Below are 12,982 nucleotides of genomic sequence, written 5' to 3'. Positions count from 1 at the left end.
CCACGTCCGTCTGTCCCGTCACCTGCGTCGCCACCTGCGTCGTCCTCACTCGGCTGTCCCACGCGCCGCGCTCCCCGCCGCGGCTGCCAGGCAATCTACGCGAGCCGGGAGGTCTGCCGCTCGTCCGTTTCGCTCCCTGGACCGGAGCCGGCGGCGGGCCGGCCGGTGCCGCGGGGCACCAGGATCCGCTGGGAGATCAGGTAGGTGAACGGGATCGCGACGACGGCCGCGACGAGTGGCGCGATCCTGTCGTCCATTCCGGCCCAGGTGACGAGGGCGTAGAGGCCGATGCTCTGGACGAGGTAGTTGGTGACGTTGGTGAGCGGGAAGAGGACGAACTTCTTCCATGTCGGGCGGGTGCGGTAGGTGAAGTAGGTGTTGAGGAAGAAGGAGCCGATCATGCTGAGGAGGAAGGCGAGGGAGTACGCGGCGAAGTAGGGCATCCAGGGGTGCAGGAGCAGGTAACAGCCGAAGAAGGTCCCGGTGTTGACGCCGCCGACCAGCGCGAAGCGGAAGATCTCCGCGAGCCGGGCCCGTCGTGCGTCCCGCACGTCACCGGGGCGCGTGGACCCCATCAGCGCTCCCGCTCGGCGGTCACGACGCGGATCCGTTCGGCGGCGGCACGCTCGGCGGCGGCGCGGCCGAAGGAGCGGTGGGTCTCCTTCACGAGGAAGTGCGGCCGGCGCTTCGTCTCGTAGTAGATGCGGCCGATGTACTCGCCGATCAGTCCCAGCATCACCATCTGGACGCCCCCGAGCCCCACGATGATCGCGACCAGGGTGACGTAGCCGGGAGCGGTGACGCCCTGGGTGATCGCGGCGACGGTCACCCAGACGGCGTAGAGGGCGGCGAGGCCGGTGAGCATCATGCCGAGCCAGAGGGCGATGCGCAGCGGACGGTTGTTGAAGGAGATCAGCCCGTCCATGCCGTAGTTGAGCAGGGAGCTGAACTTCCACTTCGTCTCGCCGCCCTCGCGCGCGGCGTTCCGGTAGTCGAAGGTGACGGTGTCGAAGCCGATCCAGGAGAAGAGGCCCTTGGAGAAGCGGTTGTACTCGGGCAGCGACAGCAGGGCGTCGACGGCGGGCCGGGAGAGCAGGCGGAAGTCGCCGACGCCGTCCGTGAGTTCGACGTCCACCCAACGGTTCACGGCGCGGTAGTACACACGGCTGAGCGCCGTACGGACCTTCTTGTCGCCCTCGCGGGTGCGCCGCGCCATCACCTGGTCGTGGCCCTGGTGGTAGAGGTCGAGCATGCGTCCGAGCAGCTCGGGCGGGTGCTGGAGGTCGGCGTCCATGATGACGACGGCGTCACCGGTGGATTTGCGCAGGCCGGCGAGCATGGCGGCCTCCTTGCCGAAGTTGCGGCTGAAGGAGGCGTACTGGGTGTGCTGCGGGTGGCGGGCGGCGATCTCGCGCAGTTTTCCCAGCGTCCCGTCGGAACTTCCGTCGTCGATGTAGCAGATCTCGTATCCGACCGGGAGTGCGTCGAGCACCTGTCGCATCCGCGTGTCGAAGCGCTCGATGACGTCCTCCTCGTTGTAGCAGGGGACGACGACGGAAAGCCTGGTCATGGAACGGTCACTCCAGAGGGATGGGCGAGAGTACGTCCTGAAGGACTGGAAGGACCGCCACCGGACTCTCCTTCGAGCAGCGCGGCCACGGTACGGCCGGGCGGTGACCGCCCGGCGGCGTCCGAGTGGCCGCCCCTGGTCGGCATGTCGTCCATGAAGCAAAGCATGTGGGGAAGATATTGGTATACGTGGCATTTTCACCCGTTCGTCACTCATAGGGGCGACATGCCACGGACCTTGGCCGGCTGGAGCGATGACCGTTGAGCAGGACCACCATCTCGGAGCACGGTGACGCGCGGATGCCGAAGGGCGAGCAGAACGGCAACGACGGAGACCACGGACAGGACACCGGCGGCGCCCAGGAGACGGGGGACGCCTCCGGACGCCGGGAGGGTCTGCGGCAGGTGCTGCCCTGGATCGCGCTCGTCGTCGCCGCCGGGGCCGGGGTGCTGCTCTCGGTCGGCGCCTTCCTCGGCGTCTACGTGCGTCCCACGTCGGACGACTGGTGCGCCCTGTGGAAGGCGCGCGACATGGGGGCCCTGGGGATCACCTCGGACTTCTACCGCACCCAGAACGGGCGCGTCACCAACGCCTTCCTCACCGGCCTCCTCTACTCCGACGGCATGCGGGGCCCGAAGCTGCTGCCCGCCTTCCTGATCCTCGCGCTGGGCACGGGCCTGTTCCTCCTCGCCCGCACCGCCCTGCGCTCGCTGCGCCCGGCCGCAGGCCCGGACTCCGGGCCCACCGCGCCGGCCCCCGCACGGACCGCCGAACCGCCCACCGTGCCGCTCGTGGCCGCGACGGCGCTCATCACCGCGCTGCTGTTCTTCGCCGGCACCCGCTCGTACCAGGTACTGCTCTGGGCGCCGGCGACGATCTCCCACACCCTGCCGAGCGTGATCGGCATCTGGACCGTGCTCGGCGCGGTCCGCGCCGCGCGCGGCGGCGTGCGGTGGGCCAGGGCCGTGGCGGTGGGGTCGGCGCTCCTGGTCGGGGTGGCGCTCGGCATGCTGAGCGAACCGTTCACCCTGGTGGCCGGGTTGTTCTCGGCCACCGTGGGCGTCCTCTGTCTGCCCCGGTTCGGCTGGGCCCGGGACCGGTACGCGTCCACCTGGTGCGCGGCGGCCTGCCTCGGGCTCCTCACCGGCCTCGTCCTCCTCTACACCTCGCCCGGAGCGCGCTGGCGGCGGTCCCAGCACCCGCCGGAGCCCCTGTCGGCCGCGAGCGTCGGAGAGACCTTCCACGACTGGTGGCGCCTCTGGCAGACGATCGGCGGCCAGTGGGCGTATCTGGGCGCCCTCGCCGTCGGCGCGCTGTTCGGCCTGGCGCTCGCCGCCCAGCCGGAGGGCGGCGCCCGCCGGGGTGCCCCGGCACTCCCCCCGCGCGCGCTGTTCCGCGTGGCGGTGCTCCTGCCGCTGCCGATGATCGGCCTCGCCGCGCTGGGCGTCGTCTTCGGACTGCGCAGCGGCTACGGGGACACCGGCTGGACCTACGGCCGCACCTGGACGAGCTTCCTGCTTCCGCTGCTGATCGCCCTCTGCGCGTACGGGGCATGGGGCGGGCGGCTCCTGGGACGGCGCCTGTCGACGCCCCTGCGCCCCGCCGGACGCGCCGCCGTCCTCATGGCGGTCGGCACGGTCGCCGTCGGCAGCACGGCCGCCCTGGTGCACCCGGTGCACGCGCTGACCACGAGCACGGTGGTGCGCTCTGTCGCCTGGGACCGTCAGAACGCCCGCATCCGGGACGAGGTGGCGGCGGGTGCCCGTGAGGTCGCGTACAGGCCGCTCCTCATCGGGGGCCTCACCGAACCCCTCTTCGCGTCCTCGTACGAGCGGGACTGGGCGGCGCAGTGCACGGCCACGTACTACGGCGTGAACCGCATCCACCGCCCCTGAGACCCGGGCACGCGTAGGAGGGGTGCCCCGGGCCGGGGCACCCCTCCTACGCGAAACGCCGGTGTCAGACGGTCGCGCGGACCGCGCGGTTGGCGCCCCAGCCCTCCCAGGCGGAGCTGATCATGGAGCGGACGTCGTGCTGCGCCTTCCAGCCGAGCTCCGACTCGATGCGCTCGGCCGAGGCGACCACGCGGGCCGGGTCGCCCGGGCGGCGCGGGGTGACGACGGGCTCGACGCTGTGGCCGGTGACCTCGTTGATGAGGTTCACCATCTCGCGCACCGACACGCCCTCGCCGCGCCCGATGTTCAGGGTCAGCGTGGCCGTCTCGCCGCGCTCGGCCGCCGCGGCGAGCGAGCGGGCCGCGGCGAGGTGGGCGCTCGCGATGTCGGCGACGTGGATGTAGTCGCGGATGCAGGTGCCGTCCGGTGTCGGGTAGTCGTCGCCGAAGATGCGGGGGGACTCGCCGGCGTCGAGGCGCTCGAAGACCATCGGCACCAGGTTGAAGACGCCGGTGTCGGCGAGCTCCGGGGCCGCCGCGCCCGCCACGTTGAAGTACCGCAGGCAGGCCGTGGACAGGCCGTGGGCCTGGCCGACGGCGCGGGCCATCCACTCGCCGACGAGCTTCGTCTCGCCGTACGGGCTGAGCGGCAGGCACTCGGTGTCCTCGGTGACGAGGTCCACGTCGGGCATGCCGTAGACGGAGGCGGAGGAGGAGAAGAGGAAGCTCTTCACACCGGCCGCGGCCGCCGCGTCGAGGATCGTCTGCAGACCCGTCACGTTCTCGTGGTAGTAGAACAGCGGCTTCTCGACCGACTCGCCGACCTGCTTCTTGCCGGCCAGGTGGACGATGCCCGTGATCTGGTGCTCGCGCAGCACCCGGTCCAGGAAGGCGCGGTCCAGGACCGTGCCCTGCTCCAGGACGATGCCCTCGGGGACCCGCGCCGGGTTGCCGGTGCTGAGGTCGTCGACCACGACGACGCGCTCGCCGCCCTCGGTCATTGCCTTGACGACGTGGGAACCGATGTAACCGGCACCGCCGGTGATGAGCCAGGTCATTCCGACAGTGTAGCCACAGCCTCCGGGCCCCCCGGAGGCTCCCGAAGTGGCCCCCGACACGCCGGAGGTCCAGCCCGGACACAGACTCGGACACGCCGGAGGCCCACCCCGGGCACAGGCCCGGACACGCCGGAAGCCCCGCCCGGACGCAGGGTCGGGCGGGGCTTCCGGCGTTCCGCGGGTCTAGCGCTCGATCTCCTCGAACGCCGCCTCCCACTGGTCGAGGACGTGCGGCAGCGCCAGGTGCGCGACGTGCTCGCGGCCGGCCCTGCCGTACCGCCGGCGCATCGCGTCGTCGTCCATCAGCTCACCGAGCGCGGCGGCGAGCCCCGGCACGTCGGCCGGCGGCACCAGGGTGCCCGAGACGCCGTCCGCGACGAGCTCCCGGACTCCGCCGGAGACATCGAAGCTCACGCACGGCACGCCGCAGGCGGCGGCCTCGGCCAGCGCCATCGGCCGGCCCTCGCGCTCACTGCTGATCGCGACGATGGACAGCTCGCGGTAGGCGGCGGCCATGTCCTGCGCCGTGCCGCGGAAGACGACCTGGTCGGCGACGCCGAGGTCCTCGGCCCGCATCCGGAGCTCGCCCTCCAGCGGGCCCTCGCCGAAGAGGTGCAGCTCCCAGCCGTCGCGGCCCTTGTGGGCCTGCGCGAAGGCCTCGATCATGCGGTCGTACCGCTTGATCGGGTCGAGCCGGCCGACCGCGCCGATCTTGCGGGTGTCGAGCGGGGCCAGCTCGTCCGGGAAGAACGGCAGCGGGTTCGGCATGACGCGCACGTTCGGCACGCGCTGGTTGACGAACTCGACCGCGTCGCCCTCGGAGAGCACCAGGGTCTGCTCCAGCGCCGGGTAGTGACGGCGGATCAGGCCCAGGTTGGCGCTCTGCTTCGCCTGCGCGAAGGACTCGTGGTACTGCCCGATGCCCTTGAGGTGACGCCACTTCAGCGGCATGACCCAGTCGACCGCCCACGGCGAGCCGAAGACGATGTAGCCGTCCTCGACCTCGGCCAGCTTCCGCTCGAACTCCGCCCGCGCGTTGTCGCGGTCGGCCCGGGCGCGGCGGGCCTCGGCGCGCCGCGCCAGGCTCATCCGGTCGCCGACCGTGCGCACGGGCGGCTTGGGCTCGGAGGGTGCCGGGTAGAGCGTCGAGTGCCGGTACGCGCGCGTGGCGTTGTACGGGAACGGCTCGGGGCTCGGCCGGATGCCGATCAGCTCGACGCGGTGACCGCGCTCCCCCATGCCCTGGGCGAGGGTGTGCAGCACCCGCTGGGATCCACCCATCGAGTCGACGTCGATGCCGACGAAGAACACGTTGCGGACAGGGGAGGCCTCAGTCATGGGTGCCGCCTTCGAAAAAAGCATCGACCACCATCTTGCTGGCGTGGCCGGTCTCGTACGAGCAGAACATTTCCTGGAAGCGCGCGTACCGCTCGGCGTGGCGCTCCTGGGTGCCCTCCAGGTCCCGCACGGCGGCGGCGAGGTCCTCGGTGGTCGTCAGCATCGGACCGGGCGCGATCTCTTCGAGGTCGTAGTACGTGCCGCGGTCGCCGCCCTTGTACACCTCGTAGTCGTCCGTGTAGAGCAGGATCGGACGCCCGGTGTTGGCGTAGTCGAACATCAGCGACGAGTAGTCCGTGAGGACCGCGTCCGAGGCCAGCATCACATCGTTGATGTCGGCGAAGGAGGAGCCGTCGCGCAGGAAGTGGCCCAGCTCCGGAGCGATCTTGAACCGGTCGTACGGGTGGGTCCGCACGACGACGATCCACTGGTCGGACAGGTGCGGGGCCAGAGCCTCCAGGTCCACCCGCACCGACTGTCCGGTGCGGCGGGCCGCGTCACGGAACGTCGGGGCGTAGAGCAGGACCTTCTTGTCGGCCGGGATGTTCAGGGCCTCGCGGACGGCGGCGGCCCTGGCCTGCTGCTCGGGCTCGGCCCAGCGCACCAGCACGTCGTTGCGCGGGTAGCCGGAGCGGATCAGGTCGGCCGAGACCTCGAAGGCCGGGACGAAGGTCCGCTCGAACTCGGCACTGGGGCAGACGAGGGCGTCCCAGCGACCGACGGCGGCGCGGAAGCGCCCCTTCTCGATCTCCGACGCGCCGCGCAGCGAGGGCACGTCGAAGCCCATCGCCTTGAAGGTCTGGCCGTGCCAGGTCTGGAGGTACCGGGTGCCCTTCGGCTTCGGGTACAGGTACGGCAGGTTGTGCGAGTCGACCCAGTAGGTGGCACGGGCCAGCGCACGTCCGTAGGCGAAGCTTCCGCGCTTGACGAGGGTGACGTCCTCCGGGAAGGACGAGCGGTCGCCGGAGTACGACCAGACCACGTCGATCGGGAGGTTGCGGCGCTTGAGCTCCTCGTAGATGTAGCGCGGGCTGTCCGCGTAGCCGCGGCCCTCCAGCGCCTCGAACACGGCGAGACCGCGCTTGCGGCGCGGGAGCTTGGACACGGCGTCGTACGCGCTGGCCTTGCCCTCGTTGCCGACGAGGATCTTCCTGACCTTGCCGACCTTGCCCTTGGCCTTGCGGGCGTAGGGGCCGAGGGGTTCGAGGGACTTCAGGACACCGGACCGCTGCCAGGCCACCTCAAGACGCCCGGCGCCCTTCTGCTCCGCCCTGATGCGGAGGTGGTGGATGCCGAACTTGTGGTACGTGACGGTGGCGCGGAAGTCCGGCTGGTCGTGCTTGGCCAGCAGGATGTCCGTGCGGCGGGCGCCGTCGCGCTCCAGGGCGACCACCGGGTGGCGACGGGTCGCCACGCCGACCTTGCCGACGGGCACCTTGCGGAAGTCGAGCTGGGCCTTGGAGACGTACTGCCCCTCGCCCTGCGGGTGCAGGGTCAGCGGCACCGTGAGCGGCGTCTTGTGCGCGGCGAGCTTGACCGAGGCCTTGGTGTCCTCGGTGATCAGACCGGCCGGGTCGTACGTGTGGATCTCCAGGTGCAGGACCGGGCCCCGCATCGTCACGGAGGTCAGCTCGTGCCGGATGCGGCCGGTGGCGAGCACCTGCTCGCGCATGTACCACTCGCTGATGTCCAGCGCGCTGCGGCTCGCGTCGTCGGTGGGGGCGACGGCACCCCAGTAGGTGGCCCCGCCCTCCTCCGTCACGAAGCGCGGGGCGAGCTGCGGCCGGCCCAGCTGGCGGGCGGCGACCTGGAGGTCCTCCAGGCGGCCGGTGCGCAGCAGGTGGATGCAGATGCGCTCCTCGCGGGAGAGCCGGGCGTAGGTCTCGTCGGAGATCTCGTCCAGGTACGGGTTCACCACGTCGGCGAACTCGGCGGTCCATTCGAGGTCACGGAACGGCAGGTCGCCCAGGTACAGGCGGAAGTCGTGGCGGAGGAACTTGTAGTCCTTCTCCGCGCGCAGCTCGCCGTGGCCGTTCTCCTCGAACCAGGTGTCGATGAGCCGGGCCACGCCGATGCGGTCCGCGACGTTCTGGATCTTGTGCCGGCTGGAGGAGATGGAGACGCTCTCCGGAGCGAGGCGCCAGGTGTAGACCGACCACGGGACGACGGCGAAGGACTCCGCGAGCGAGAAGGCCTGCGCGGAGAACAGCTGGTCCTCGTAGTGGATGCCCTCGGGGAAGGTGAGGGCGTTGTCCCGGATGAAGGCGGTCCGGTAGAGCTTGTTCGTCGACAGGTGGTCGAAGAAGTACTCCGGCGCCTCGGCGATGCCGTTGACGACCCGCTTCTCGGTGAAGAGGTGCGGGTACCAGAGGCCGGTGGTGTTCGACTCCTCGAACAGGCGGGTCACCTCACCGGTGACGAAGTCGACCCCGGTCTCCTCGGCGACGAGGAGCAGGCTCTTGCAGGCGTGGCGGGGCAGCTCGTCGTCACTGTCCAGGAACATGACGTGCGGGGCGCGGGCGACCGCGATGCCGCGGTTGCGGGGCGCGCTGCAGCCACCACTGTTCTGCTCCAGCCGCACGTAGCGCACACGCGGGTCGGAGGCCTCCAGAGAACGCGCGACACCCTCGGTGCCATCGGTCGAACAGTCGTCGGCGATGATCACTTCGAGGTTGTTGAGGGTCTGGTCGAGCACGGACCGGACCGCTCGCGGGAGCCGTTCCTCATCGTTGTACACGATGATGACGACGCTCACATCAGGGACGTCGCTAGTCGGCATCCAAGTCCTCTCACAAGTGCGGGCGGCGACATCTGGCACGCCTTCCGGCCAGGCGCAGCACTGCCTGCGCCATGATCAATGGCGCGCTATTGCCTTCAGTGGTGAAGGGTGTCGCCCCCACATGTTCTATGAGCGCCACCCGGCGACCGGAAAGACTACCCGGCGGGAGGAATTGTTTCATACCTGCCCACCCGGACCTTCGGTGATGTTCACCGCATCGCAAACAGCCTCTTGAAGCGGCCGGAGACCACCTGACGTGCCCCGACGGCGCCGCCCGCGAAGCGGAGGACGAGCCCGCGACGCGCCGAGGCCACGACCTGGACGAGCAGCACCCGGCCCAGTCGCCCGAGGACCATTCCGCGCCGGCCGACGAACCCCTGCGGAGCTCTGACCTCGGCGTCCCCGGTCGAACCGTCCGCGTACCGCAGCTCGGCGCGGAGCGACCAGGCGGCGAGCCGGCCCGCGCGGAGCAGCTTCGCGGTGGGCAGCGAGACTGTGGCCGTCCAGCCCTCCTCCGCGGGGAGCAGCGGCGCGTCGACCGACAGCTCCGCCGCCGAGACCCGCTCCGTGAACGCCACGCGGACGGCGGTGGGGCGCAGTGCGGCGACACGCCCGTAGAGATCGTGGACGGTCAGGGTCAGCCGGGTCGACGCGCCGACGGTCACGGACCCGTCCACGGCCACGGGCAGCTCCGCGGGCCCGAGCTCCGCGAGACCCTCCAGGGGTACGTCGGCGGGCGCGGCGGACAGGACCGGCGCGCCGCCCTCGGCGCGCGGGTACGGCGGCACGAGCCGGGGCAGGGGCGCGGCCAGCTCGACGAACCGGGTCAGCTCCCGTCCCTCGGGCACGGCGGGGAGAGCGGCGAGCCCGGCGTGCAGCCAACGGCCCGGAGCCTGGGCGTCGGCGACCGCGGCGGCCTCGAAGCCGGCCAGGTGCGCGCGGGTGGCCGTCCACCAGTCGGCCCGGTAGGCGGCGGTCCGCTGCGGCAGCTCGCGCAGGTACATGGGGAGGTCGTAGTCGAGGAACTTCGTCTGCGCGGCGCGGGCCAGCGCGGGCCGTCCCGCCGTGCGGAACACCTCGACGACGGCGGCGTGCGCGGCGAGCCGGTGCTCCCAGTTGGCCAGGGAGGCGCGGCGCAGCGAGATCGACAGGGTCGCGGCCTGCCGCCGCACGTGCCACACGTACACGGGCACGTCGGTGACGGCGAGCCGGGGGGTGGCGGCCTGCACCCGGGCGCTGAAGACGAAGTCCTCGTAGTGGAAGGCACCGTCGGGGAAGCGGATGGCGTGCCGGTCGAGGAAGTCCCGGCGGTAGAGCTTGTTGACGGAGAGGGTGTCGAGGACGAACTCCGGGTGGCCCTCGATGCCGTCGAGGACGGTGCCGGGGAGCGTGGCGCCCTGGGAGACGTCGTACAGCGAGGGGGCCCAGACGGTCTCGCGGCCCTCGGGGAGCTCGCGCCGCACGCAGATGCCCGCGACGACGTCGGCGCGCTGCTCGGAGGCGACGGCGAGCAGGCCGTCGACGGCGCCGGGCAGCAGCAGGTCGTCGCTGTCGAGGAACAGGACGTACGGATGGACGGCGGCGTCGATGCCGTCGTTGCGGGGGGTGCCGCAGCCGCCGCTGTTCTCCCGCCGGATCAGCGGGCGCACCCGCGGGTCGTCGGCGAAGCCGGCGAGGACCTCGGGCGTGGTGTCCCCGGAGGCGTCGTCGACGACGACGACCTCGCCGACCGCCTCGCCCTGCGCGAGCGCGGAGCGGACGGCGTCGCCGACGTGTGCCGCGTCGTTGTACGCGATGACGACGACACTGACACGCGCGGCGGCCTGCGGCCGGGGGGTCTCACTCACCCGTGAATCCTACGTGGCCCCCGGACGGCCCCCGGGCGGCCTGCGCCCGAACGGAACCGGCCGGACACCCCAGGGGTGCCCGGCCGATGACCGCCGGCGGATGGCCGGCCCGCGCCCGTGGGAGAGGCGGGCCGGCCCGGGAAACCCGGCGCCGACCCGCCCACCAGAACGGGTCGAACTCGCCTAGAACGGGTCGAACTCGTCGTACTCGCGCTGCGCGTCGTCGCGCTCCGCCTCCCGGTCACGGCGGCGCTGCGCGGCCGGACGCGGGGCCTCCAGACGGTGGTCCTCACCGCGGCGGCCGAGCATCTCGGCGCCCGCCATCATGGTGGGCTCCCAGTCGAAGACGACCGCGTTGTCCTCGGAGCCGATCGCGACGCCGTCGCCCGCACGGGCACCCGCCTTCATCAGCGCGTCCTCGACGCCGAGGCGGTTGAGGCGGTCGGCCAGGTAGCCCACGGCCTCGTCGTTGTTGAAGTCGGTCTGGCGGACCCAGCGCTCCGGCTTCTCGCCGCGCACCCGGTAGACCTCTTCGTGCTCGTCGTACGTGACGGTGAAGCCCGTATCGTCGACGGCCTTCGGGCGGATGACGATCCGGGTCGCCTCCTCCTTCGGCTTGGCCGCGCGCGCCTCGGCGACGATGCCGGCGAGGGCGAAGGAGAGCTCCTTCAGACCCGTACGGGCCACGGCGGAGACCTCGAACACCTGGTAGCCGCGCTCCTCCAGGTCCGGGCGGATCATGTCCGCGAGGTCCTGGCCGTCCGGGATGTCGATCTTGTTGAGGACGACGATCCGGGGTCGGTCCTCCAGACCGCCGTACTGCTTGAGCTCCTCCTCGATGACGTCGAGGTCGGTGACCGGGTCGCGCTCGGACTCCAGCGTCGCCGTGTCGAGGACGTGGACGAGGACCGAGCAGCGCTCCACGTGGCGGAGGAACTCCAGGCCGAGGCCGCGGCCCTGGCTGGCGCCCGGGATCAGACCCGGCACGTCGGCGATCGTGTAGACGGTCGAGCCGGCCGTGACCACGCCGAGGTTCGGGACGAGCGTGGTGAAGGGGTAGTCCGCGATCTTCGGCTTGGCGGCCGACAGGACGGAGATGAGCGAGGACTTGCCGGCGCTCGGGTAGCCCACGAGGGCCACGTCGGCGACGGTCTTGAGCTCCAGGACGATGTCCCGCGCCTCGCCGGGCTCGCCGAGGAGGGCGAAGCCGGGGGCCTTGCGGCGGGCCGAGGCCAGCGCGGCGTTGCCGAGGCCGCCGCGACCGCCCTGTCCCGCGATGAAGGTGGTGCCCTGGCCGACCAGGTCGGCGAGGACGTTGCCCTTCTTGTCGAGGACGACGGTGCCGTCGGGCACGGTCAGGACCAGGTCCTGGCCGTCCTTGCCGGAGCGGTTGTCGCCGGCGCCGGGCTGCCCGTTGGTGGCCTTGCGGTGCGGGGAGTGGTGGTACTCGAGGAGAGTGGTGACCGACTGGTCGACGACCAGGATCACATCGCCGCCACGGCCGCCGTTGCCGCCGTCGGGGCCGCCGAGCGGCTTGAACTTCTCCCGGTGTACGGAGGCGCAGCCGTGGCCTCCGTTACCCGCGGCGACGTGCAGCTCGACGCGGTCCACGAAGGTGGTCATGGTTCTGTGCCTCCAGAGAATTACGGGTGGAATGTCTATCTAGTAACACGCGAAAGGCGGACCCTCTTCCCTTCCGGGAAGTGAGGTCCGCCTCCGCAAAGAGTTCCGATCAGGCGACCGGAACGATGTTCACGACCTTGCGGCCACGGTGGGTGCCGAACTGCACCGAACCGGCCTGCAGGGCGAACAGCGTGTCGTCGCCGCCACGGCCGACGCCCGCGCCCGGGTGGAAGTGGGTGCCACGCTGGCGGACCAGGATCTCACCCGCGTTGACGACCTGACCGCCGAAGCGCTTCACGCCGAGCCGCTGGGCATTGGAGTCGCGCCCGTTCCGGGTGGACGATGCGCCCTTCTTGTGTGCCATGTCTCAGTCCCTCTTACTTCGCAGCCGCGGGGATACCGGTGACCTTGATCGCCGTGTACTGCTGACGGTGACCCTGGCGACGGCGGTAGCCGGTCTTGTTCTTGTAGCGCAGGATGTCGATCTTGGCGCCCTTGTGGTGGTCCACGACCTCGGCCGTGACCTTGATACCGGCCAGGACCCACGGGTCGCTGGTCACGGCGTCGCCGTCGACAACGAGCAGGGTCGAGAGCTCGACCGTGTCGCCAACCTTGGCGGTGGAAATCTTGTCAACCTCAACGATGTCGCCGACAGCAACCTTGTGCTGGCGACCACCGCTGCGCACGATGGCGTACACGCGGATCTCTCTCTCACTCGGGATCGAAACCTCTGAAGCCAGCCACTCACACGGACCCGAGGGCCCGCGGCGTTCCGGAATCGGACGAGCGGCCTCTCCCGACGAGCGGGAGGGAGGTGCTCAGAGGCGCGGCGCATCCATAGACACGCCGACGGTCTAGGTTACGGGCGGCTGC

10 protein-coding genes are annotated in these 12,982 nt (G+C 71.2%); 1 reads left to right on the top strand and 9 read right to left on the bottom strand.

Annotation, left to right across the window (positions count from 1 at the left end):
- Window positions 1-95: 95 nt before the first annotated feature.
- Window positions 96-575, bottom strand: coding sequence for a GtrA family protein (locus tag BLW86_RS25065; RefSeq protein WP_093876130.1), 480 nt, complete (start codon window positions 573-575; stop codon window positions 96-98).
- Window positions 575-1,570 carry a glycosyltransferase family 2 protein gene (locus tag BLW86_RS25060; protein ID WP_093876129.1) on the bottom strand — a complete coding sequence of 332 codons (996 nt, stop codon included), beginning with the start codon at window positions 1,568-1,570 and terminating at the stop codon, window positions 575-577. Before BLW86_RS25060 ends, BLW86_RS25065 begins: the two co-directional genes overlap by 1 nt.
- 260 nt (window positions 1,571-1,830) lie before the next feature.
- Here BLW86_RS25060 and BLW86_RS25055 point away from each other — a divergent pair, with 260 nt between their 5' ends.
- Window positions 1,831-3,465, top strand: a complete 1,635-nt coding sequence (locus tag BLW86_RS25055) for a hypothetical protein (RefSeq protein WP_093876128.1) — start codon at window positions 1,831-1,833, stop codon at window positions 3,463-3,465.
- 64 nt (window positions 3,466-3,529) lie between these two features.
- Here the strand turns inward: BLW86_RS25055 and galE are convergent, their stop codons facing one another.
- The 7 genes from galE to rplU form a co-directional block, all read right to left on the bottom strand.
- Window positions 3,530-4,522 (bottom strand): UDP-glucose 4-epimerase GalE, encoded by a 993-nt coding sequence (galE, locus tag BLW86_RS25050; RefSeq protein ID WP_093876127.1) that lies wholly within the window; start codon window positions 4,520-4,522, stop codon window positions 3,530-3,532.
- Window positions 4,523-4,705: 183 nt separating this feature from the next.
- Window positions 4,706-5,860: a glycosyltransferase gene (locus tag BLW86_RS25045; RefSeq protein WP_093876126.1), complete on the bottom strand. Its 1,155-nt coding sequence runs from the start codon at window positions 5,858-5,860 to the stop codon at window positions 4,706-4,708.
- Window positions 5,853-8,639 (bottom strand): bifunctional glycosyltransferase/CDP-glycerol:glycerophosphate glycerophosphotransferase, encoded by a 2,787-nt coding sequence (locus BLW86_RS25040; RefSeq protein ID WP_177181745.1) that lies wholly within the window; start codon window positions 8,637-8,639, stop codon window positions 5,853-5,855. The genes BLW86_RS25045 and BLW86_RS25040 overlap by 8 nt, the downstream gene beginning before the upstream one ends.
- Before the next feature lie 209 nt (window positions 8,640-8,848).
- A complete protein-coding gene (locus tag BLW86_RS25035) occupies window positions 8,849-10,486 on the bottom strand; it encodes a glycosyltransferase family 2 protein (protein ID WP_093876124.1) in 1,638 nt (545 codons plus the stop codon).
- Between the two features lie 183 nt (window positions 10,487-10,669).
- Window positions 10,670-12,109, bottom strand: a complete 1,440-nt coding sequence (obgE, locus tag BLW86_RS25030; protein ID WP_093876123.1) for a GTPase ObgE — start codon at window positions 12,107-12,109, stop codon at window positions 10,670-10,672.
- Window positions 12,110-12,218: 109 nt separating this feature from the next.
- Entirely contained in the window at window positions 12,219-12,473 is a 255-nt protein-coding gene (rpmA, locus tag BLW86_RS25025) for a 50S ribosomal protein L27 (RefSeq protein ID WP_010041940.1), read from the bottom strand.
- Window positions 12,474-12,486: 13 nt separating this feature from the next.
- Window positions 12,487-12,807, bottom strand: coding sequence for a 50S ribosomal protein L21 (gene rplU / locus BLW86_RS25020; protein ID WP_015033583.1), 321 nt, complete (start codon window positions 12,805-12,807; stop codon window positions 12,487-12,489).
- Window positions 12,808-12,982: the final 175 nt, after the last annotated feature.

The organism is Streptomyces sp. TLI_105 (assembly GCF_900105415.1).
Classification (GTDB): Bacteria; Actinomycetota; Actinomycetes; order Streptomycetales; family Streptomycetaceae; genus Streptomyces.
This window is presented reverse-complemented; position numbering and strand designations above follow the sequence as displayed.

Coding starts and splice junctions, on each gene's coding strand:
- BLW86_RS25065 (WP_093876130.1), bottom strand. CDS start 575: ATGGGGTCCACGCGCCCCGGTGACGTGCGGGACGCACGACGGGCCCGG.
- BLW86_RS25060 (WP_093876129.1), bottom strand. CDS start 1,570: ATGACCAGGCTTTCCGTCGTCGTCCCCTGCTACAACGAGGAGGACGTC.
- galE (WP_093876127.1), bottom strand. CDS start 4,522: ATGACCTGGCTCATCACCGGCGGTGCCGGTTACATCGGTTCCCACGTC.
- BLW86_RS25045 (WP_093876126.1), bottom strand. CDS start 5,860: ATGACTGAGGCCTCCCCTGTCCGCAACGTGTTCTTCGTCGGCATCGAC.
- BLW86_RS25040 (WP_177181745.1), bottom strand. CDS start 8,639: ATGCCGACTAGCGACGTCCCTGATGTGAGCGTCGTCATCATCGTGTAC.
- obgE (WP_093876123.1), bottom strand. CDS start 12,109: ATGACCACCTTCGTGGACCGCGTCGAGCTGCACGTCGCCGCGGGTAAC.
- rpmA (WP_010041940.1), bottom strand. CDS start 12,473: ATGGCACACAAGAAGGGCGCATCGTCCACCCGGAACGGGCGCGACTCC.